We start from the raw sequence: 19,067 nt of genomic DNA, 5'->3' as shown, positions 1-19,067 counted from the left end.
AGCGATGAAGCTGTCCCAGCGAAGCCACATCGCGCAATGAACCGCGCTCCTGCAAACGATCATTCGGATTCCGCCACGGTGAATGAAGCACTGCGTTTCGCTCCCCATGACGACCCGCGTTCATCTGCCTGCGAACTGCCGGCGGGCGGTGATTTCCCGGCCGAGGCCGGGCGGCGTCATGCCGGCATCTCTACGTCAGGGAAAACAATCCCCTGGGGTGAGATGCGTGGCTATCTGGAGCATCGGATGAAGGGGCATGCCCCCGCGTCCAGCGGTTCGCAAGCCAGCGAGGCAGCGCAACATGCTGAAGCCGCACTCGAACACGGCTCTCAGCTACCGGATCAACAGGAAGTGACGGGGTGAATCGAGCGATGCGCAGGCCGGTTCACCGTCCCAGATACTGCTCGGCATAGAAACCACGCAGGAAGCCGTCGATGTCCTCCGCGCTCATTCCGCCGCCCTCCCTGCGCACGTCGGCCACGGCCTTGCGGTACTGCCCGGTTTGCCGGAACGCCTGGAACTTGCGCTCGCGCCAGGCACGGAACTGTTCGGCATCCATCGACAGCGTCTCGACCACGCTGCCCTGGGCGATGCGGTAGACGCGGTAATGCGCGTAGGTGGAGCCGTAGCCCATGTGCACATAGTCGACCAGGCGCCCGTCGGGAATGATCAGCGCGCCGCTGTACCAGGTGGCGGCCACCGGGGCACCGCCGGGAAACAGTCTGGACAGCAGGTCGACGCTGCTCGACTGTTCGTTTTGACGGTCGTACAGGCGCACTTCGACCTTGCGCAGCAGCAGCCGGTCGCCGTCGATCGCCCAGTGCGCGACATAGCCGCGCCAGTTGGCGGTGCTGCGCGAGACGTTCCCGGGCAGGAAGTCGCGGCGGTCGCGCAGCTGGCTTTCCAGCGGATTGGTGTCGAGCGCGTACTCGCGGCCTTCGATGAGGATGCGGTCCGCTACCTGCGCGGTCGCACCGGCGATTCCGGCCAGCACCAGCAACAGGCCCACCAGCAGCATGCGCATCGCCAGGTTCATCGCTTTCTCCGTGGCCATCGTCACCGTCGAAGTTACCGGCCTGCGTCCGCACCTGTCGCCCATGGCGCGCGTCCGAGGCCTGCGGCCAGGTAGTCGATCAGCGCCTGCACGCGCGCCGGGCGGCGCAGGCCCGGCGGGGTGACGATGTGCAGCGCGATCGGCTCCACCTGCCAGTCGTCCATCGCCGTTTCCAGGCGGCCGTCACGCAGGTCCTCCCAGACCATGAATTCCGGCTGCAGCGCCAGCCCGAGGCCGTCGCGCAACGCGCCGGCGAACACTTCCGCGTTGTTGGCCTGCAGCTGGCGCGGTACGGTCTGCGCGAACTCGCCATGGCGATCATGGCGGAAGCGCCAGGCGTTGCCGCCGCGGGTGTAGCTGTACTGGAAGCCGCGATGGCGGGCGAGGTCGCGCGGATGCTCCGGCTTGCCGTGTTCGGCGAAATACGCCGGCGCGCCCACCAGCAGGATGCGCACCTGGCACAGGCGCCGCGCGCGCAGGCTGGAATCGGCCAGGGTGGAAATGCGCAGCGCCATGTCGAAGCGCCCGGCCACCAGGTCCGCCTGCGCGTCGCTGAGCTGGACGTCCAGTTCCACGTCCGGATGCTGGCGCATGAACGCCGGCAGCAGCGGCGCCAGCTGCGCCACCCCGAACGACATCGGCGCGGCCACCCGCACCAGTCCGCGCAGCGTGGTCGAGCGGTCGGCGACCTCGGCCTCCACCGCCTCGCCCTCGTCGAGGATGCGCGCGGCGCGCTCCAGCGCCGCCTCGCCCGCCCCGGTCAGCGACATGCGCCGCGAGGTGCGGTGGAACAGCGTGGTGCCGATGCGCGCTTCCAGCCGGGTGATGGCCTTGGACACGGTGGCCTGCGACAGCCCCAGCGCTTCGGCCGCCCGCGCGAAGGAACCGGCCTCGGCGACCTTGGCGAAGATGGCCCAGGCTTCCAGATCGGGCAGTTGGCTCATGGCGAGGGCCGCAGGAGGGAAGGGGAGATCATTGCATAAACGGAAAGAATGTATTTTCAATCCTTCCATTCCGGATGCAAAGGCGCACGCCTAGACTGGCCCCCATCGCAACCACCCACGCAGGAGAACGCCATGATCGAGCGTCGCCCGTTTGCAAGCCTTGGCGGAGCCAACCACGGTTGGCTGGATGCCAGGCACCACTTTTCCTTCGCCGAGTACCGCGACCCGGCGCGCGTCCACTGGGGTGCGCTGCGGGTCTGGAACGACGACACCATCCAGCCCGGCACCGGCTTCCCGCCGCACCCGCACGCCGACATGGAAATCGTCACCTACGTCCGCGAAGGCGCCATCAGCCACCAGGACGACCAGGGCAACAAGGGCCGTACCGAGGCCGGCGACGTGCAGGTGATGAGCGCCGGCACCGGCATCCGCCACGCCGAGTACAACATGGAGCCGGGCGTGACCCGCATCTTCCAGATCTGGATCATCCCGGATGCGCGCGGCGGCGCGCCGGCGTGGGGCACCAAGCCCTTCCCCAAGGGCGAACGTTCCGGTCGTTTCGTCACCCTGGCCAGCGGCATCCCGGGCGATGACGACGCCCTGCCGATCCGTGCCGATGCGCGCGTGCTGGGCGCGTCGCTGAAGGCTGGCGAGAGCGCGGAATACCACTTCAGCGACGCCACCCGCCATGGCTACCTGGTGCCCAACACCGGCAGGGTGGAGGTGAATGGCGTGCTGCTCGATGCCCGCGATGGCGCGGCCATCACCGGCGAAAGCAGCATCACCCTGCGCGCGCTGGAAGACACCGAACTGGTGCTGGTGGATACCGCCGCCTGAGCGGCAGGACTACCTGGGAGTGAATGACGCAAAGGCGCGGGCGACCGCGCCTTTGTGGTGTCCGCGGGCGTGGGCCGGGCACGGGAACGGCGCAAGCGTCGGTGGTGTTCCGGCAAAGACCGGACATGCCCCGCGTTGCCGCCGTGGATCTACGCCGGGATGCTTCCGGCGCCACGCGGGTGCTCCTTGGCATGATGTGCGGGCACAGATGGACCACCGCCCCCGTTGGCGATGACGGATCGGAAGCGATCAAGCTGCCCAGGGCATTGGCAACCGGAAGAAGCAGCGGGCGATCCCACGATCCGTGCGGGGCGCCACATGCGGCGGCTCCGGTTGCCGCCATACTGCGCGCTGGCCGGCCACGATACCGCGACGACATGCGCGACCTGCTCTACTACTCGCTGCTGCTCCTGCTGGGATTTGCCTGGTACAGATTCGGGCAGAAGCAGCTGCGGAAAGCGCCATTCGACGAGAACGGCGCACCCACCCAGGGGTTGGTCGGGCCGGTGGGTTTCCTGATGAGCGTCGGCGTGGCGGGCGCCTTCCTGTTCGCCATCGTGCGCGCGCTGGCGCGGGGCGAAATAGCCTGCGTCGGCAAGGGCTGCGCCGGGCAGGTATACACCCTGGCCGCCAATGCCAGCGCTTACTGGGCCAATGTCCTCTTCCTAGTGTGGCTGGTGCTGGCGCTGGCCTATGCGCTGTACGTGACGTTGAAGATCTGGTTCCGCAAATGATCCATTGCGTGCCTGCGTTGCAGGAACTCGAAGGCGCGCGGGCGCGGCCCCCGGAGCCAGCATCCGGGCACGCAGACACCCGAGTGGCGGCACCTGGCGATACGCGCCCGGATTGCCGCTCTTGCCAACCAGGAGCATCGGTCATGCAGGCCAAGGGCGAGTTCGACATCACCCGCGTTCCACAGGAATCACTGGACGTCGGCGGCGGCGCGGTCGTCGGCCATGTCCGTTTCGACAAACGCTTCCATGGCGCGCTGGACGCCACCAGCGTGGTGCACATGCTGGCGGCGATGTCGCCGGTGTCCGGCTCCGGCGCCTATGTCGCGCTCGAACGCATCGAGGGCACGCTCGATGGCCGCCGCGGCAGCTTCCACGCCCAGCACAACGGCATCATGGACCGCGGCATGCCCCGCCTCGACCTCACCGTGGTGCCCGACAGCGGCACCGGCGAGCTGGCCGGCCTGCACGGCCGCCTGGCCATCGACATCGTCGACGGCAGGCATGTCTACACCTTCGATTACGGCTTCCGCGAGACCTGAGGCCGCCGGAACACCAGGCCCGGCGCGACGCGTGAGGAAGGCGCGCCAGCCGATCCCGCGCTGGCTGGCCGGTGCGTCGCGGGGCCTTCCGTGCGGGCGTGCAGGTGGAAGACCGCGGCGACGGCAGACCTTTCCCCCTCAATGCGTCCTGTGCGCCGCATAGGTTCCCGCACCGCGGATCAGGTCGAATCCCGCGATCGTGCCGTCATCGTTCCGCCCGAAGCGGATGCTCATGTCCTGGGCGGTCATGAAAAAGGAATCCCCCGACTCGCGGAACAGCTCCATCCGTCCCGCGCCGAACAGATCGCTCTGGAAGTAGAGGCGTTGGCCCTCGGCGACGACGTGGGCGGGCTGGTCGAGCAGCCGATAGTCGCCGGCCAGCAGCCGGTTGGTCGCCGCGTCGGTGGGAATCGCGGTCTTCTCTACCACCTGGAACTCGGGCCAGCCGTACTCGGCCGCGATGCTGCACAGGATCTCGTCGATCAATGCGGCGCCGTTGATGCTGTTGGTCATGACCACGACGCCCTGCCCGGAGCGGGTATAGCCGTAGAGCTGGGAGCGGAACCCCTCGGTGCCCCCGCTGTGGCTGAAGCTGGTGCGGTCGCCCAGGTCCTCGACGAAAAAGCCCAGGCCGTACTCGCCCAGGCCGCGCGTCAGCATGGTCGACACCATGTCGCGCGACAGGATCCTGCCGGGTCCGCCCGCCTCGGCCCGCTGCACTTCCAGGATCACCTGCGCCAGGTCGCTGGGGGTGCTCCACAGGCCAGCGGCGGCGGATTCGGGGTACAGGCGCCAGCGGCCGGCGAGGGCCTGGCCGGCACCGTCATGGGCCGAGGCCGCCTGGCTGGCCGCTCCTTCCGGTAGTGGCACGGCATAGGTGCTGTGCGTCATGCCCAAGGGCTGCAGGACCGCGGTGTCCAGGTACCGCTCGAACGGTTGCCCGCTGGCCTCGGCCACCATCAACTGGACGATGCTGTAGCCGCCACCGGAATAGCGCCAGGCGCTTCCGGGCGCGATATCGACCCGGACCGGCTCCGAGTTCGCCGGTGCGATGCCATCGAGCACCTGCAGCAATGTGGGCAGCGGCTGGCCCGGTGCGTAGCCGTTGTAGCCGTGCACCGTCACCCCGGCGCTGTGGTTGAGCAGCCGGCGCAGGTTGATCGTGCCGGCGCGGGTGAACGCGTTCTGCGGAATCTTCCACGAAGCCAGCTGGTCGTTCGCGTCCGCGTCCAGCGAGAGCCGGCCCTGCTCGACCAGGCGCAGCGCGCCCAGGGCGCTGAGCGGCTTGCTGATGGAGCCGGCCTGGAAGAGCGTGGTGGGGGTGGCGGGCCGCTGGTTGGCGGCATCGGCCACGCCGTAGGCACGCGCCCACGCGATCCGGCCCTGGTCGATGAGCGCGATGCTGACCGCCGGCACCCGGTGGAAGGCCATGCGTTCTTCCAGCGCCATCTTCCGCTCCGGCGAACCCTTGACCACGATGCGCGTGGAGAGCCCCTGCTCGACCCTGGAAATGCGTGCCTGGAGCGCGGATGCCGGCGTCGCGGCGGACATGGACGCCGGTGCCGACTGCGCGGCAGCGCACAGGCTCCACAGCAGGAGTGCCGTGCAGGACAGCAACGCAGGGTTCTTCATGGACGTTCTCGCCATCGTGGCAGGCAGGTCGGGGACCGGAAGCAGTATGAAGAACATGCCTCGGGTGATGTGACAACCCGGGACATGGGGGTGGACTGGCAGCCGCCCTATTTCTTCCTGCGTCCGCCCGTGCGCGCGGGTCTGCGCGGACTGGCCGCGCCATCGGCGTCGCTGCCGGCGGCCGCGCCGCCGCCGAGCTGCTCCAGCCACGACAGCGCATCGGTATAGGCAACGAAGTGCTGCAGGTAGTCCGGGCAGACCTCGCGCATCAGCGCCATCGCGCGGTAGGTGAGCACGCTGGAATGCAGCGGGCCGGCGTCCTCGGGCAGGCCGTCCAGGCATTGGCGCAGCAGGCCGTCGATGCGGATGCGGGTCCACAGCTGCTGGAATTCGTCCAGCACCGGCATCGGCGCGGCGAGATCGGCGGCGGGCGTGGCGTCGCCGGCTTCGCGCGGCGGCAGCGTGGCGGCGACCTGCACGGGCGCATCCGATCGCGGTGCAGTGCCGAACTGGTCCAGCAACGGCTTCAGCAGGCTGTCGCCGGTGCCACGCGGGAGTTCCATCGCCTGCGGGCGCAGCGGCAGCGCGGCATAGGCATCGGCCAGTTCACGCAGGCGCGCTTCCAGGCGTTGCCGCACGGCGCCGTCGTGGCGCGCCGCGCGCTGCGCCAGCGCGGTCATCAGCGCGAAACGCAGCGGATCGATGCGGTTGGCGCCGTGCCGGCGCCAGTCCTCCAGCCGCGCGTGGATGTCGCCGGCTTCAGTGGGCATCGGCCTTGCCGCCGGGCTTTTCGTTGGACGTGTGGCGGGGGATCGGCGCGATCTCCACGCGGCGGTTCCTGGCGCGGCCGGCCTCGTCGTCGTTGGAACTCACCGGCTGCTCGGCACCGAAGGCGGCGGCGAACACCGACGACGACGGCACGCCGTCGGCGATCAGGGTGCGGGTGACGGTGAGCGCGCGCGCCGCCGACAGCTCCAGGTTGTCGGCGAAACGGGCGTTGGCCGTGCGCACCGGCTGGTTGTCGGTGAAGCCGCTGACCATCAGGATCTCGTCGCGCGCGGACAGGTAGTCGCGCAGTGGCCCGGCGATGCTCTGCAGCAGCTCGCGGCCCTCGGGCTGCAGCTGGTCGGAATTGAGCGCGAACAGCACGTTGCCGCTGATGCCGATGCGGCCGTCGATCACGGTCACGCGGCCGGCGGCCAGCGGCGCGGCCAGCGCCTGTTCCAGCGTCTTCAGCCGCGCGGCCTCGGCCTGGCGCTGCTTCACCTCCTCGTCCAGGCGGTTGTGCAGCAGCAGCTGGATGCCGATGACGCTGGCCAGGATCAGCACGAACGCGCCCAGCAGCACCGACATCAGGTCGCCGAACGCGGCCCAGGTGGTGGCGCTGGATTCGGCGTCGAACTCGATCTCGTCGCTCATGCGGCGCCGGCTCCGTCGCGCGCGCCGGCCAGCTGCTGCAGTTCGCCGATGATCTGCTTCTGCGACAGCATGCTCAGCTCGATCACCTCGCGCGCCTGCGCCACGTAGTAGGCGAGCTGCTCGTCGCTGCGCGCCAGCGATTTCTCCAGCGCCGATTCGATGCCCTGCAGGCGTTCGTTCAAGGTCTCGGTGGACTGGCCGAACGCCTGCACCGCGCCGCCGAACGCCTCGCCCAGGCTCGCCACTTCCAGCGCGCTGCCGGTGACGTGCGCGGCGGCGTCGTCGAGCTTGCCGGCCTCGCTTTCGACCTGCGCGGTGAAGCGGCTGCCGACGCGCTCCAGCAGTTCGGCCGAGGTGGAGACCAGCGCGTCGATGGCGCCGCGCTGCTCGGTCGATGCATGGTTGACCGCGTCGAGCAGGGTCTGCACGGTTTCCAGCAGGCGCCCGCGCTCTTCCAGGGTGGCGGTGTCGCGCACCATGCTGTCGGACAGTTTCTGGCGCAGCTCGGCGACCACTTCGGCCGCGGCGCGCGGCGCCTCGGACGCGGTGGCGACCAGCCGTTCGATCTCGGCCAGGGTGTCGCGGGCCTGCGCCTGTGCCTGCGCGTGGATCGCCTGCGTGGTCTGCGCCAGGGTGTCGCAGACCTGCTGCTGCTGCGCGGCGACCTGCGCGCTGCTGTGTTCCCAGCGCTGGCCGAACTCGCCGGTCAGCTGGGCGAAGGCATCGCGCCACTGCGCCAGGCGCCCGGCATCGCGCGCCTGCAGGGCGTCCTGCAGCTCGCCGTGCGTGCGGTGCAGCGCTTCGATCATCGCGTCGCTGCGCTGGGCGAAGGCCGCGGCCGCTTCGGTCAAGGCCTGCGCGTTGCCGGCGATGCCGTCCAGCGCGCCGCCGGCCGCGGCCTGGAGCTGCGCCGCGACGTCGCCCGCGGTGCGGGCCAGCGCGTCGCAGACCTGCTGCTGCTGCTGCGCGACCTGCGCGCCATTGCGCTGCCAGCTTTCGTCCAGCGTGGCGAGCATGGCCGCCAGCGACTGCGACCACTGCGCCAGCCGCTGCTCGTCGCGCGCGGCCAGCGCCGACTGCAGTTCGCCATGCGACTGCTGCAGGGTATCGACCAGGGTGCGTGCGTGCTGGTCGAAACGGGCGGAGGCGGCGTCTAGCGCCAGCTCGTTGCGCTGGGCCAGCGCCTCGTGCGCTTCGTGCTGGCGGACCAGCGCGCTGTTCCAGGTCTCGGCGGTGCGGGCGGTGCTGTCCTCCAGCCGCGCCGCCACGCCATCGACCAGCGCGGCCGAGCGCTGCTCGAAGGTGCCGGCGAACTGCTGCAGCGCCTGCTGCAGGCCATCGGCCAGCGCGGTATTGCCGCGCTGCTGTTCGGCGACGGCGGCATTCCAGCTGTCGCGGGCGGCGCTGGCCGCACCCTGCACGGCGCTGTCCAGGCCGTCGAGCTGCGTGCGTACCGCCTGCTCGATGGCGGCCTGCAGTTGCGCGGATTTCCCGGCCAGCCCGGCCATGGTGGTGTCCACCACCGGCTGCAGGGCGGCGCCGACGGCATTGGCCTGCTGGGCGATGCCCTCGCGCAGCGCCTGCTGCAGCGAGGCGGCCAGCTGCGTCCACGCGGCTTCGCTGCGCTGGTGGAATTCCTGCTGGCTGGATTGCAGGCGTTGGCCGGCATCGTGCTGCTGGCGTTCCAGCGTCCCGGCCAGGGCCTGCAGGCGATCGACCAGCGCCGGCATCAGCGCGTTCTGTTCCTGCAGCAGGCGGAAGGTTTCTCGCTGCTGCGCCAACGGCGACAGATGCCCCAGCTGCGCGGCGATGCCCGCGTCCAGCTGCTGCACGGCCTGCGCGCGTTCGCGGCGCAGCAGTGCCGACAGCAGGCCCAGCGCCGCCGAGGTGGCGACGCCGGCGATCGAAGTGCCGAAGGCAAAGCTCAAGCCCTTGACCGGCGCGGCCAGCGAGCTGCGGATGGCGTCCAGGTCGCTGGCGCTTTCCAGCGCCAGGCCGGTACCGCGCAGGGTCGCCATCATGCCGAGCAGGGTGCCGAGCATGCCCAGCAGCACCAGCAGGCCGACCAGGTACGGCGTCAGCGCGGGCGCGGGCAGGCCGACGCGCTCACCGATGATGCGCAGGCGCACGCCGTTGCGCAGGCCCGGCTGCAGCCGCGACAGCCAGCCGTCGAGGTCGCTGGCGGCTTCGCCCAGCGACGGCAGCGCCTGCACCAGTGTGGCGGTGGCCTGCCGGTAGCGCAGCAGTTCGACGGCGCCGACCAGGTAGCAGGTGGCGATCAGCGCGGCGACGGCGGCGGCCAGCGGGTGGCTGCCGAGGTAGCCGATGCCGATCCAGCACACGGCCAGCAGGCCGGCAAGGAACACGACGGGAGCGATGAAGGTTCTGGACATGGAGGTGCGGTTACCGGGTGCGCAGCGCTGCGAGCAGGCCGTCGATGGGGTGGAAGCGGACGTCCAGTTCGGCCAGCAGCGCGATGCGCATGTCCTGGCGGAACCGTGCCAGCCAGGGACCGGTGGCGGGAGCCGCGGAGGTGTCGTCCGGCGCTTCGGCGCCGGTGGGATCGTTGGTGTTCGGGGCGCCGGCATCGCGCAGGCGCTGGTAGTGCAGGCCGAGCAGGCCGGGGACCACGGCCAGCAGCGCCTGTTCGCGCGGGCTGAGCGTGGCTTCCATCACCGCATCGACCTCGGCCAGCCGCGCCTTGGTGGGCGACTGCAGCGCCAGCATGTCGCGCAGGCGGCCGCGCAGCAGGCCGGTGGTCGCCTGCATCGCGCGCTGCGCGGCCAGGCAGTGCTGGCGGTAGGGCAGGTAGCCGGGGTCGATGCCGGCGGCGCTGGCATCCTTGCGCCTGGGCGCGGACAGATCGATGTCGGCCTCGATGGTGTCCAGCAGCGCCTGCCGCAGGCGCGCGCATTCGGCGTCCTGGGCGTCGTCGAAACCGGCGCCCGCTTCGGTCCCGGGCAGGCGGTTGTCCAGCGCGCGCGACAGGGTGATGGCGCGGTTCCAGTCGAACCACTGCGCCAGCCGCTCGGTCAGCACCGGCGGCGTGCGCGGGAGGTCGGCGGCGCTGAAGCGGGCCAGCAGGCGAATGAACGCCGGGCCCAGGACGGGCGCCCGTGTTGAAGCTTTCGCCATGGGTCCTGACTGGGAAAAACCGCGGATTTTACACGGCAACGGATGCCGGGGCCGGCACGCGATGGCATGCGGCATGTTGTCGCAGTATTGTTAATCATTCGCATTTGTTACAATTCGGCGCGTCAGCCGCTGCGACAGCAGTCAGCCAACTCCTTCTCCCACGATCCAGGTTGGCTGCATGTCCTCTCATCTCCCCCGTTCCGTCTGGCGGCCGGCTTCGCTGCCGCTGGCCATCGTTCTGTCCCTGGCCTCGTCCGCCGCGCTCGCCGAGGAGGCGCCCGCCGCCGATGACGCGCGCACGCTGGATGCGGTGCAGGTCAATGCCTACCGCGTCACCACGCATACCTCGGGCGCCACCAAGACCGATACGCCCATCGCCGAAACCGCCAAGTCGGTATCGGTGATCGCCCGCGAGGAGCTGGATGCGCGTGGCGTGGTCAACCTCAACGAAGCGATGCGCTATGTCGCCGGCGTGGTGCTGGAAAGCTCCGGCTCCGACAACCGCTACGACGACTTCCGTATCCGCGGCTTCAACGCCGGCAGCGAAAGCGGGCAGATGACCGTGGACGGCCTGCGCGCTCCGCCGCCGGGCAGCGCATGGAACCGCGGCAAGATCGACACCTGGAACATCGAGCGCGTCGAAGTGCTGAAGGGCCCGTCGGCGGTGATGTACGGCCAGGTCGCTCCCGGCGGCATGGTCAACCAGGTCAGCAAGACCCCGGAGCCGGGCCAGCGCCAGGTGCTGCAGCTGGGCGTGGACGGCCACGGTACCTGGAGCAGCGCGTTCGACGTGGGCGCGGGCACGGAGGACGGCCGCCACCTGGCCCGCCTGGTCGGCCGCTACGCCGACGGCGACACCCAGATCGACACGGTCAAGCAGAAGCACTGGTTCCTGGCGCCCAGCTACACCTTCCAGGTCGCCGACAAGACCCGCCTGACCCTGCTGGGCTACTACCAGAAGGACGAGGGCGGCAGCACCTACCAGTTCCTGCCGATGGACGGCACCCTGATCCCGACCCGGTACGGCTACATGAAGAACACCACCTTCATCGGCGAGCCGGAGTTCGACACCTGGAATGCCACCGTCTGGCACGCCGGCTGGCTGTTCGAGCATGCCTTCAACGAGCACTGGACCTTCAACCAGAGCGCGCGCCACATGCACGTGGACTCGCTGTACCGCGGCATCGTCACCAATGGTGCGCTCAATGCCGATGGCCGCACCCAGGCGCGCCGCCAGGCCTCCGGCCTGGGCGATGCCGACACCGACGGCATCGACAACCGCCTCGTCGGCAAGTTCAGCACCGGTGCGGCCGAGCACACCCTGCTGCTCGGTGCCGACTGGCGCCACGGCGACCAGACCGGCAGCCGCCTGCAGGGGCCGCGCGCGACGCCCACCGACCCGCGCAACCCCAAACCGATCGACATCTTCAACCCGGTCCATACCGGCCTGCCGGCGGGCTTCCCCGACAGCATCGGCCTGAGCGGCGGCAAGACCTCCCAGACCGGCGTGTATGTGCAGGACCAGATCGCGCTGGACAAGTGGCGCCTGGCCTTCGGTGGCCGCTATGACTGGTTCAAGGACGAGTCCTGGAGCCAGTCCTGCACCGGTGCCGGCACCTGCCAGCCGCGTTCGGCCACGACCAGGCTGAAGAACGAAGCGTTCAGCGGCAACGCCGGCGTGCTGTATGCCTTCGACAGCGGTTTCTCGCCGTACCTGAGCTATGCGGAGTCGTTCGAGCCTTCGACCCGCACCGCGCTGGACAGCTTCGACGGCAAGGCCTTCGACCCGACCCGCGGCAAGCAATGGGAAGTGGGCGTGAAGTACCAGCCGGCCAGCTTCGACGGCCTGTTCACCCTGGCCGCCTACGACCTGCGCAAGAAGGACGACACCATCCCCGATACCGACCACGGCAACGTCTGCGGTGCCGGCGGCATCACCGCCTGCTACATCAGCGCCGGCGAAACCAGGGTGCGCGGCGTCGAACTGGAAGCACGCATCACGCCGCTGGAAGGCTTCAGCGTGATCGGCGCGCTGTCGCGGATGGATTCGGAGTTGGTCAAGAGCGGCACCGTGTGGGAAGGCAAGGACCTGGCGATGGTGCCGGACTGGATGGGTTCGCTGTGGGGTGACTACACCTTCCAGTCGGGCGCCCTGGAGGGCTTCAGCCTCGCCACCGGTCTGCGCTATTACGGCCCGACCCTGATCGTCGGCAGCAGCCTGGGCACCATCACCTCCGGCTATCCGGAAAACATCCCCTCCTACACCCTGTGGGATGCGGCGATCCGCTTCGACCTGTCGCGGGTGACCGACGCCAACGTGATGCTTTCGCTGAACATCGGCAACATCGCCGACAAGCGCTACGTCACCACCTGTACCGGCACCTCGTCGTGCTGGTACGGCACCGGCCGCACCATCACCGCCAACGCCCGCTGGTACTGGTAAGGCAATGCCGGTGCCACGCGTGCCATCACGGCACCGCTGGCACCGGCGCGCCATGACGGAGATCGCGCCATGACCCTCCTGCTCGCCATTCTGGCGGCTGCTTCCGGCACCGCCGCGGCGCTGCTGGCCTATCTCGCCTCGCCGCAGCAGCAGTGGCGCGCGGCGGGGCCATGGCCGTCGCGCCGCCGCGGGTGGCCCGGTGCGGCCTGCGCGCTGGCGTCGCTGCTGGCGATGCTGCGCGTGCTGGCGCCGATGGAGGCCGTCTTCGCCTGGGCGGTGCTGCTGATGTTCGTCTGGTCGCTGGCGCCCTTCCTGGGCGCGTGGCGGGCGCGCACGCGCGCACGGGGGCCTGCATGAGCGGAACGCGGACGCGGCTGCAGAGCCGGCACTGGTTCGGCAAGACCACGGCGGGCGTGGTGCTGGGCTATGCGCTGTCGGTCGCGCTGAGCGGGGTGATCGCCCTGCTCACGCCGGGCGGCCTCGCCGGCGAGGGCAAGCTGCAGTTCAACATGTGGATGATCGCGCCGCTGTGGGCCACGGTGCTCGGTTTCGTATTCCTGTTCCGCGACGGCCGGCGCGCCTGGTCGTGGCTGGGTGCGGCGACGCTGGCGGCCTCCGGCCTGCTGGCGCTGCTGAAGGCGTGGTTGGGGTGAGGTGGGCATGAAGATCGGCAGCGACATCATCAAGGTCTACAAGGATGTGCACATCTGGATCGGCATCGTCTGCGGGCTGATGCTGTTCATCGCGTTCTACGCCGGCGCGATCACCATGTTCGAGAAGCCGCTGGAGCGCTGGGCCACGCCGCCCTCGGGCCTGGCCGCCGCACCGCCGCTGCGCGATGCCGAGACGCTGCTGGCCGCGGTGCTGGCCGTACATCCGCAGGCCGCCCGGCGCCATTCGATCATCATCGAGCCCTCACCGGACCAGCCGGCGCGGGTGATCTGGGCCGAGCGCGGGAAGCGGCCGCGCGAGCTGATCGAGTACGGGGCCAGCTTCGCTCCCGACGGCAGCCTGCAGACGGAGAAGCTGCGCAAGGCGAGCGCGGCCGGCCTGGTCGACCGCATGCACCAGTTCGTCGGCCTGCCGCTGCCCGATGGCGTGGCCCGCATCGTCATGGGCGCGGTGGCGCTGGCCTATGCGGTGGCGCTGCTGTCCGGGCTGGTCGTACTGCTGCCGACACTGGCCAAGGACGTGTTCGCGTTGCGCATCGGCAAGAACATCAAGCGCATGTGGCTGGACGCGCACAATGCCCTGGGCATCTTCAGCCTGCCGTTCCACCTGGTGATCGCGCTCACCAGCGTCGGCTTCGCCCTGCATACGCCGTTCTACGCCACCCAGGCCAAGGTGCTGTATGGCGGCCAGCTCGACTGGGGCGAGCATGCGCCGCCGCCGCCGGCCGGCGATGCGCCGCTGCCCGCGCAGGAGTTGCTGGCCCGCGTCCAGGCGCAGCTGCCGGGCTTCGACGTGCATGCCTTCACCTTCCAGGAAAACCGCCAGGGCCAGGCCGAGGCCAGCGTCGTCGGCCTGGACGTGCGCCGCGGCGCGCGCGGGCGCACCTGGATGCAGGCCGGGCTGGACCCGTACAGCGGCATCGTGGACACCCACGACCTGCCCGGCCACATGGACGGATGGAGCGAGGCGGTCAACGCCTTCTTCGCCCTGCACTTCGGCAGCTACGGCGGCAACGCGGTGCGCTGGCTGTACGTGCTGATGGGGCTGGCGGGCGCGGCGCTGTTCCATACCGGCAACGTGCTGTGGATCGAATCGCGGCGCCGGAAGCAACGCGGCGTGGAAACGGTGCCGCAGAAGCGTTCGGCATGGGCGCTGGGCTGCCTGACCAGCGGCGTGACCCTGGGAAGCGTGGCTGGCATCTCGGCCACGCTCGCCGCGGCCAAATGGTTGCCGGCGCAGGTGCAGGACCTGGCCGGGTGGCACCAGGCCATCTACTACGCGGTGTTCTCCGCCTCGGTGGCCTGGGCCTTCCTGCGCGGACCGTCGCGCGCCGCGGTGGAACTGCTGTGGGCGGGCGCGGCCTTCACCCTGGCCATTCCGCTGTCGAGCCTGGCGGGCTTGTGGGGCATCGGCGGTACGTGGAGCCACCCGGGCAGCTGGCCCGTGGACGCGACCGCGCTCGCTGCCGTGCCGGTGATGCTGCATATCGCCCATCGCACCCGGCTGCGGATGGAGCGGGGCCACACCGACAGCGTGTGGGCGCGGGCGGCAATGGAGCCGGCACGCACGGCTTGAACGGAACGGCATGGCCGCGCGGACCGGCGCCGGTCCCGCGGCGTTCCGTCATCGCGCGTGGCGCTTGAGCAGTTCCAGCAGCACCGCTGCCTCGCCCGCCCGCCTGGCCGGATCCTTCTCGGCGACGACGTGGTCGCTGAGGTGGCCGGCCATCACCTCCAGCATCAGTCCGTGCATGGCGCCCTTGGCGGCGGCGATCTGCACCAGCACCGCGTCGCAGTCGTCGCCGGCCTCCAGTGCCTGCTCCAGCGCCGCCACCTGGCCGGCGATGCGGCGGACGCGGGTGAGCAGCTTCTTCCTGTCGCGCTGGATATGTCCCATGCCATGGATCGTATACCCTATGGGGGTATGCGAAAAGGTCGCAGCGATGAACCTTGAAGCCCTTGCCCGTTCCCGCCGGCATCGCCACGCTTTCAGCGAAGGCAATCCGATGGCGGAGAAGAACACCCGCCGCGCCATGACCCTGACCGTGCTGATGATGGGGGTGGAGATCGCCGGCGGCTGGTGGTTCAACTCGATGGCGGTGCTGGCCGACGGCTGGCACATGAGCTCGCATGCGCTGGCGCTGGGGCTGGCCGCCTTCGCCTACGCCTGCGCGCGGCGCTACCGCGACGACCCGCGCTTCGCCTTCGGCACCTGGAAGATCGAGATCCTGGCCGGCTACACCAGCGCGATCCTGCTGCTGGGCGTGGCCGCTATCATGGCCTTCGAATCGATCGCGCGCGTGTTGAAGCCCAGCCCCATCCACTACCCGCAGGCCATCGCCATCGCCGTGGTGGGGTTGGCGGTGAACCTGTTGTGCGCGTGGTGGCTGCGCGACCAGCACGATCACCACCATGGCCACGACCACGACCATCATCACGGCCATCACCACCACGACCTCAACCAGCGCTCGGCCTACCTGCACGTGCTGGCCGATGCAGCCACTTCGGTGCTGGCGATCGTCGCCCTGCTCGGTGGCCTGTATTTCAACGCGTCCTGGATGGACCCGGTGATGGGCATCGTCGGCGCGGTGCTGGTGTCGGTGTGGGCCTGGGGCCTGATCCGCCAGACCGGCCGCGTGCTGCTGGATGCGGAGATGGACGCGCCGGTGGTGGCGGAGATCCGCGAAGCGGTCGAGCAGGGAGAGGTGCCGGCGCGCATCAGCGACCTGCACGTCTGGCAGGTCGGCCGCGGCCGCTTCGCCTGTTCGATGGAGGTGGCGACCGTGCCGGGCGTGGGCGCCGAGGTATTCCACCGCGCGCTGTCGATCCACGAGGAGATCGTGCACGTCACCGTGGAAGTGCGCAGTACCGCCCTTCCAGCCGTCCCGTAGGAACGGATCCAGTCGCGACCGGCCGCCGCTGGCAAGGCCGGTGCCGGCCGAAGGCGCCCCTGCGACGGTCGGTCAAGGTGTTCAGATGATGCGCAGGGTGATCGCCTTGAGTACCGCGCGGGTGCGGTCGCGGGTGTCCAGCTTGTCGAGGATGGCCGAGACGTAGTTCTTCACCGTGCCCTCGGCCAGGAACAGGCTGCCGGCAATCTCGCGGTTGCTGTAGCCGCCGGCCATCAAGCGCAGCACGGCCACTTCCTTCTGGCTGAACAGCTCCCTGGGCGCATCGTCGGCGTGGTAGCGATAGCGCTGCCGCACCGCGTCGGTACTGACCGGCTGCAGCAGGGTGTGGCCGGCGACGATGCGCACGATGGCATCGCGCAGGTCCTCCGGCGCGGCGTCCTTGAGCAGGAAGCCCTGCGCGCCGGCTTCAGTGGCGCGCAGCAGCAGGTCGCTCTCGTCGAAGGTGGTCAGGAACAGGCAGGGCGTGGTGTCGCCGCGTCCGCGCAGCGCCTGCAATGCCTGGATGCCGTCCATGCCCGGCATGCGGATGTCGGAGACGATCAGCTGCACCGGCTGCTGCTGCAGCTGCGCCAGCAGGGCCTCGCCGCTGTCGGCCTCGAATGCGATCTCGATGCCCTGCTGCTGCAGCAGGGCGCGCAGGCCGGCGCGGATCAGGGCCTGGTCGTCGACCAGGGCGATGCGCGGGGCACCGCTCATGCCGCGAACTCCGCCTGGATGTGCAGCGCGCCGGACGCGCCGCGCCGCAGCTGCAGCCTGCCGCCGTGCTCGGCGACGCGTTCGCGCATGCCGGTCAGGCCGTTGCCTTCGCGCAGTTCGCCGCGCAGCCGGCCATCGTCGTGCATGTCCAGCAGCAGGCGGCCATCGTGCTGGCGCAGGGCCACGTGCAGTACCTGCGCATCGCCGTGGCGCGCGCTGTTGGTCAGGGCTTCCTGCACGCAGCGCAGCAGCGCCTCGGCCAGGCCGGTGTCGCGCAGCTGCACGTTGTCGTCCAGCCGCAGCTGCAGCCGTGGTCGCGGCAGGGGCGCGGCCAGCGCGTGCAGGGCGGTGGCGATGTCGAGCTCGCCGCTGTCGCGCAGCGACTGCACCACCGCGCGGATGTCGCCGAGCAGCTCGGCGGAAAGCTGTTCGCACAACGCCAGCCCGGTCGGCGTGTCGGCGCGTCCTGCCAGCGCGCGCAGCTGCAGGCGCAGCGCGGTGAGTTTGTGCCCGGCGACATCGTGCAGGTCGCGTGCGAGCCGCAGGCGCTCGGCATCGCGCGAGCTTTCCGCCAGCAGCGCGCGGGTGGCGAGCAGGTCGGCATTGACCAGCGCCAGCCGGTCGCGCGCCTGCTCGGCGCTGCGCGCATAGTGCGTGGTGAGCATGGCGAAGGCCTGGAAGCCGGCGAAGATCAGCACCACCACGCCGGCATGCGCGTTGACCCCGCGCAGCACGAAGTACATGCCCAGGTTCAAGGCGGCGACGGCGAGCAGGGCGACGCGCAGCGGCCAGGTGGCGGCGACCTGCGCGGCCAGCATCACCAGCAGCGCGGGCGCCACGCCGCTGTAGTGGGCCAGCCGCACCAGCGCCAGCGCGGCGACGGCTTCGACCAGCAGCAGCGTCGCCCGTTGCCAGGACGCCTGCGGCAGCGCCGTGGCCACCAGGAAGGCGGCCAGGAACAGCAGGGCGCAGGCCCAGCGCCACGGCTGCAACGCGGCGTCGCCATAGGACAGGGTGAAGGCCACGGCGCACCAGGTGAGCAGGCCGGCCAGGTTGAGAGGATGAAGTAGTCCGCGCCAGCGCGACTGCGAGCCGATTTCCATGCGCGCATGCTGGTGGGCGCGGCCGCCGCCGGCAAGGGGGGCGGTGCAGAAAGTGACTTCCGGCAGGGTCCGGTGATGACCGTGGCGACTGCCGTGACTGGCACCGCTCCGCGAACCTGTGCATGGCCGCCGCATTCCGCCGGCCGTCACCGGAGGAACCGTCATGCCTGGATATTCGTTGTTCGTCGCGCTGCACGTACTGGCCGGCGTGGTCGCGCTGGTGGGCTTCTGGTCCGCGGCGCTGATGAAGAAAGGTTCGCCGCGGCATCGCGCGCTGGGCACGGTGTACCTGGTGGCGATGGCGGTAATCGTGGCCACCGCGCTGCCGATCACCGTGCAGTACGCCTTCTTCCGCCAGCAGCCGCTGTCGGCGCTGTTCCTGGCCTACCTGATGGCCATCACCGGCAATGCCGCCTGGCTGGCGTGGCGCGCGGTCACCGACAAGCGCGACTGGAAGCGGCTGGTAGGGCGGATCGGCTGGAAACTGGCGCTGTGGCCGATGCTGCTGCTGGCGCTGGCCACGCTGCTGGTGGGCATCGGCCAGGGCCAGATGCTGTTCCTGGGGTTCTCGATGATCGGCCTGTGGGCGGGCTGGCGCATGCGGACATTCGCCCGCCGCGGCCCCTCGCGCCCGGACTGGGCGCTGCGCCAGCACTACCAGTCCATGCTGGGCGCGGGCATCGCCACCCACGTCGCCTTCCTCGGCATCGGCATGCACCCGCTGTGGCAGTGGCTGCAGGCGCACGCCACGGTGCCGCCGCTGCTGGTCGAGCTGTTCCCGTGGACGGCGCCGGTGGTGGTCGCGGTGATCGTCGGCATCCGCCTGGACCGCAGGTACGGTGGCCGGCGGGCCGCGATGGCGCAGGCGCCAAGGTGAGGCTTTAGGGGTAGGAGCGGCTTCAGCCGCGAAAGGGCTTTACCGACAAAAGCCCCCTCGCGGCTGAAGCC

General features: G+C 70.1%; 20 protein-coding genes. 10 read left to right on the top strand and 10 right to left on the bottom strand.

All coding sequences use genetic code 11. The annotated features are described in order from the left end of the window. Window positions 1-36: 36 nt before the first annotated feature. A complete protein-coding gene (locus tag QMX80_RS06895; RefSeq protein WP_282276094.1) occupies window positions 37-363 on the top strand; it encodes a hypothetical protein in 327 nt (108 codons plus the stop codon). Between the two features lie 22 nt (window positions 364-385). Here the strand turns inward: QMX80_RS06895 and QMX80_RS06890 are convergent, their stop codons facing one another. After that, a complete protein-coding gene (locus QMX80_RS06890) occupies window positions 386-1,036 on the bottom strand; it encodes a hypothetical protein (RefSeq protein WP_282276093.1) in 651 nt (216 codons plus the stop codon). 32 nt (window positions 1,037-1,068) lie between these two features. Next, window positions 1,069-1,998: a LysR family transcriptional regulator gene (locus tag QMX80_RS06885; RefSeq protein WP_282276092.1), complete on the bottom strand. Its 930-nt coding sequence runs from the start codon at window positions 1,996-1,998 to the stop codon at window positions 1,069-1,071. 132 nt (window positions 1,999-2,130) lie between these two features. Here QMX80_RS06885 and QMX80_RS06880 point away from each other — a divergent pair, with 132 nt between their 5' ends. The 3 genes from QMX80_RS06880 (at window position 2,131) to QMX80_RS06870 (ending at window position 4,108) form a co-directional block, all read left to right on the top strand. After that, window positions 2,131-2,835: a pirin family protein gene (locus QMX80_RS06880; RefSeq protein ID WP_273083729.1), complete on the top strand. Its 705-nt coding sequence runs from the start codon at window positions 2,131-2,133 to the stop codon at window positions 2,833-2,835. 377 nt (window positions 2,836-3,212) lie between these two features. Further along, window positions 3,213-3,569 carry a hypothetical protein gene (locus tag QMX80_RS06875; RefSeq protein ID WP_282276091.1) on the top strand — a complete coding sequence of 119 codons (357 nt, stop codon included), beginning with the start codon at window positions 3,213-3,215 and terminating at the stop codon, window positions 3,567-3,569. Window positions 3,570-3,712: 143 nt separating this feature from the next. Beyond that, window positions 3,713-4,108 carry a DUF3224 domain-containing protein gene (locus QMX80_RS06870; RefSeq protein ID WP_282276090.1) on the top strand — a complete coding sequence of 132 codons (396 nt, stop codon included), beginning with the start codon at window positions 3,713-3,715 and terminating at the stop codon, window positions 4,106-4,108. Between the two features lie 138 nt (window positions 4,109-4,246). On the opposite strand, the gene QMX80_RS06865 is transcribed toward QMX80_RS06870, so the two are convergent. The 5 genes from QMX80_RS06865 to QMX80_RS06845 all read right to left on the bottom strand — a co-directional run bounded on the left by QMX80_RS06865 (window position 4,247) and on the right by QMX80_RS06845 (window position 10,294). Further along, a complete protein-coding gene (locus tag QMX80_RS06865) occupies window positions 4,247-5,740 on the bottom strand; it encodes a serine hydrolase domain-containing protein (protein WP_282276089.1) in 1,494 nt (497 codons plus the stop codon). Window positions 5,741-5,847: 107 nt separating this feature from the next. Next, window positions 5,848-6,510, bottom strand: a complete 663-nt coding sequence (locus tag QMX80_RS06860; RefSeq protein ID WP_282276088.1) for a DUF2894 domain-containing protein — start codon at window positions 6,508-6,510, stop codon at window positions 5,848-5,850. Next, window positions 6,500-7,159 carry an OmpA family protein gene (locus tag QMX80_RS06855; protein ID WP_282276087.1) on the bottom strand — a complete coding sequence of 220 codons (660 nt, stop codon included), beginning with the start codon at window positions 7,157-7,159 and terminating at the stop codon, window positions 6,500-6,502. Before QMX80_RS06855 ends, QMX80_RS06860 begins: the two co-directional genes overlap by 11 nt. Continuing rightward, window positions 7,156-9,552 (bottom strand): DUF802 domain-containing protein, encoded by a 2,397-nt coding sequence (locus QMX80_RS06850; RefSeq protein ID WP_282276086.1) that lies wholly within the window; start codon window positions 9,550-9,552, stop codon window positions 7,156-7,158. The genes QMX80_RS06855 and QMX80_RS06850 overlap by 4 nt, the downstream gene beginning before the upstream one ends. Window positions 9,553-9,562: 10 nt before the next feature. Next, on the bottom strand, window positions 9,563-10,294 hold the full coding sequence (locus QMX80_RS06845) for a DUF3348 domain-containing protein (protein WP_282276085.1): 732 nt from the start codon (window positions 10,292-10,294) through the stop codon (window positions 9,563-9,565). 178 nt (window positions 10,295-10,472) lie between these two features. Here QMX80_RS06845 and QMX80_RS06840 point away from each other — a divergent pair, with 178 nt between their 5' ends. From QMX80_RS06840 to QMX80_RS06825, 4 genes are all read left to right on the top strand, one after another. Beyond that, window positions 10,473-12,737 carry a TonB-dependent siderophore receptor gene (locus QMX80_RS06840; RefSeq protein WP_282276084.1) on the top strand — a complete coding sequence of 755 codons (2,265 nt, stop codon included), beginning with the start codon at window positions 10,473-10,475 and terminating at the stop codon, window positions 12,735-12,737. A gap of 69 nt (window positions 12,738-12,806) precedes the next feature. Continuing rightward, on the top strand, window positions 12,807-13,094 hold the full coding sequence (locus tag QMX80_RS06835; RefSeq protein WP_055768791.1) for a hypothetical protein: 288 nt from the start codon (window positions 12,807-12,809) through the stop codon (window positions 13,092-13,094). Further along, window positions 13,091-13,390 carry a hypothetical protein gene (locus QMX80_RS06830; protein WP_055770239.1) on the top strand — a complete coding sequence of 100 codons (300 nt, stop codon included), beginning with the start codon at window positions 13,091-13,093 and terminating at the stop codon, window positions 13,388-13,390. Before QMX80_RS06835 ends, QMX80_RS06830 begins: the two co-directional genes overlap by 4 nt. A gap of 7 nt (window positions 13,391-13,397) precedes the next feature. Continuing rightward, window positions 13,398-14,984 carry a PepSY-associated TM helix domain-containing protein gene (locus QMX80_RS06825; RefSeq protein WP_282276082.1) on the top strand — a complete coding sequence of 529 codons (1,587 nt, stop codon included), beginning with the start codon at window positions 13,398-13,400 and terminating at the stop codon, window positions 14,982-14,984. Window positions 14,985-15,032: 48 nt separating this feature from the next. Here the strand turns inward: QMX80_RS06825 and QMX80_RS06820 are convergent, their stop codons facing one another. After that, on the bottom strand, window positions 15,033-15,305 hold the full coding sequence (locus tag QMX80_RS06820) for a metal/formaldehyde-sensitive transcriptional repressor (RefSeq protein WP_282276081.1): 273 nt from the start codon (window positions 15,303-15,305) through the stop codon (window positions 15,033-15,035). A gap of 46 nt (window positions 15,306-15,351) precedes the next feature. On the opposite strand from QMX80_RS06820, the gene dmeF reads away from it, so the two are divergent. Beyond that, window positions 15,352-16,299, top strand: coding sequence for a CDF family Co(II)/Ni(II) efflux transporter DmeF (gene dmeF, locus QMX80_RS06815; RefSeq protein ID WP_282276080.1), 948 nt, complete (start codon window positions 15,352-15,354; stop codon window positions 16,297-16,299). An 81-nt stretch (window positions 16,300-16,380) separates the two neighbouring features. On the opposite strand, the gene QMX80_RS06810 is transcribed toward dmeF, so the two are convergent. Both QMX80_RS06810 and QMX80_RS06805 read right to left on the bottom strand, forming a co-directional pair. Then, complete coding sequence (locus QMX80_RS06810; RefSeq protein ID WP_282276078.1) at window positions 16,381-17,016, bottom strand: response regulator transcription factor; 636 nt, start codon at window positions 17,014-17,016, stop codon at window positions 16,381-16,383. After that, window positions 17,013-18,119: a histidine kinase gene (locus tag QMX80_RS06805; protein WP_282276076.1), complete on the bottom strand. Its 1,107-nt coding sequence runs from the start codon at window positions 18,117-18,119 to the stop codon at window positions 17,013-17,015. The genes QMX80_RS06810 and QMX80_RS06805 overlap by 4 nt, the downstream gene beginning before the upstream one ends. 163 nt (window positions 18,120-18,282) lie before the next feature. Here QMX80_RS06805 and QMX80_RS06800 point away from each other — a divergent pair, with 163 nt between their 5' ends. Beyond that, window positions 18,283-18,996, top strand: coding sequence for a hypothetical protein (locus QMX80_RS06800; protein ID WP_282276074.1), 714 nt, complete (start codon window positions 18,283-18,285; stop codon window positions 18,994-18,996). Window positions 18,997-19,067 lie beyond the last annotated feature (71 nt).

The sequence above is a fragment of the Stenotrophomonas sp. PS02297 genome (assembly GCF_029959705.1).
GTDB classification, from domain to species: Bacteria; Pseudomonadota; Gammaproteobacteria; order Xanthomonadales; family Xanthomonadaceae; genus Stenotrophomonas; species Stenotrophomonas nitritireducens.
The sequence above is the reverse complement of the archived record's forward strand: the minus strand, read 5'-3'. Positions and strand labels throughout refer to the sequence as shown.

What these genes read in the sequence shown, in the direction of transcription:
- QMX80_RS06830 (WP_055770239.1), top strand. Translation starts at nt 13,091, where the DNA reads ATGAGCGGAACGCGGACGCGGCTGCAGAGCCGGCACTGGTTCGGCAAG.
- QMX80_RS06840 (WP_282276084.1), top strand. Translation starts at nt 10,473, where the DNA reads ATGTCCTCTCATCTCCCCCGTTCCGTCTGGCGGCCGGCTTCGCTGCCG.
- QMX80_RS06870 (WP_282276090.1), top strand. Translation starts at nt 3,713, where the DNA reads ATGCAGGCCAAGGGCGAGTTCGACATCACCCGCGTTCCACAGGAATCA.
- QMX80_RS06835 (WP_055768791.1), top strand. Translation starts at nt 12,807, where the DNA reads ATGACCCTCCTGCTCGCCATTCTGGCGGCTGCTTCCGGCACCGCCGCG.
- QMX80_RS06805 (WP_282276076.1), bottom strand. Translation starts at nt 18,119, where the DNA reads ATGGAAATCGGCTCGCAGTCGCGCTGGCGCGGACTACTTCATCCTCTC.
- QMX80_RS06880 (WP_273083729.1), top strand. Translation starts at nt 2,131, where the DNA reads ATGATCGAGCGTCGCCCGTTTGCAAGCCTTGGCGGAGCCAACCACGGT.
- QMX80_RS06855 (WP_282276087.1), bottom strand. Translation starts at nt 7,159, where the DNA reads ATGAGCGACGAGATCGAGTTCGACGCCGAATCCAGCGCCACCACCTGG.
- QMX80_RS06810 (WP_282276078.1), bottom strand. Translation starts at nt 17,016, where the DNA reads ATGAGCGGTGCCCCGCGCATCGCCCTGGTCGACGACCAGGCCCTGATC.
- QMX80_RS06800 (WP_282276074.1), top strand. Translation starts at nt 18,283, where the DNA reads ATGCCTGGATATTCGTTGTTCGTCGCGCTGCACGTACTGGCCGGCGTG.
- QMX80_RS06865 (WP_282276089.1), bottom strand. Translation starts at nt 5,740, where the DNA reads ATGAAGAACCCTGCGTTGCTGTCCTGCACGGCACTCCTGCTGTGGAGC.
- QMX80_RS06875 (WP_282276091.1), top strand. Translation starts at nt 3,213, where the DNA reads ATGCGCGACCTGCTCTACTACTCGCTGCTGCTCCTGCTGGGATTTGCC.
- QMX80_RS06820 (WP_282276081.1), bottom strand. Translation starts at nt 15,305, where the DNA reads ATGGGACATATCCAGCGCGACAGGAAGAAGCTGCTCACCCGCGTCCGC.
- dmeF (WP_282276080.1), top strand. Translation starts at nt 15,352, where the DNA reads ATGAACCTTGAAGCCCTTGCCCGTTCCCGCCGGCATCGCCACGCTTTC.
- QMX80_RS06850 (WP_282276086.1), bottom strand. Translation starts at nt 9,552, where the DNA reads ATGTCCAGAACCTTCATCGCTCCCGTCGTGTTCCTTGCCGGCCTGCTG.
- QMX80_RS06825 (WP_282276082.1), top strand. Translation starts at nt 13,398, where the DNA reads ATGAAGATCGGCAGCGACATCATCAAGGTCTACAAGGATGTGCACATC.
- QMX80_RS06845 (WP_282276085.1), bottom strand. Translation starts at nt 10,294, where the DNA reads ATGGCGAAAGCTTCAACACGGGCGCCCGTCCTGGGCCCGGCGTTCATT.
- QMX80_RS06895 (WP_282276094.1), top strand. Translation starts at nt 37, where the DNA reads ATGAACCGCGCTCCTGCAAACGATCATTCGGATTCCGCCACGGTGAAT.
- QMX80_RS06890 (WP_282276093.1), bottom strand. Translation starts at nt 1,036, where the DNA reads ATGAACCTGGCGATGCGCATGCTGCTGGTGGGCCTGTTGCTGGTGCTG.
- QMX80_RS06860 (WP_282276088.1), bottom strand. Translation starts at nt 6,510, where the DNA reads ATGCCCACTGAAGCCGGCGACATCCACGCGCGGCTGGAGGACTGGCGC.
- QMX80_RS06885 (WP_282276092.1), bottom strand. Translation starts at nt 1,998, where the DNA reads ATGAGCCAACTGCCCGATCTGGAAGCCTGGGCCATCTTCGCCAAGGTC.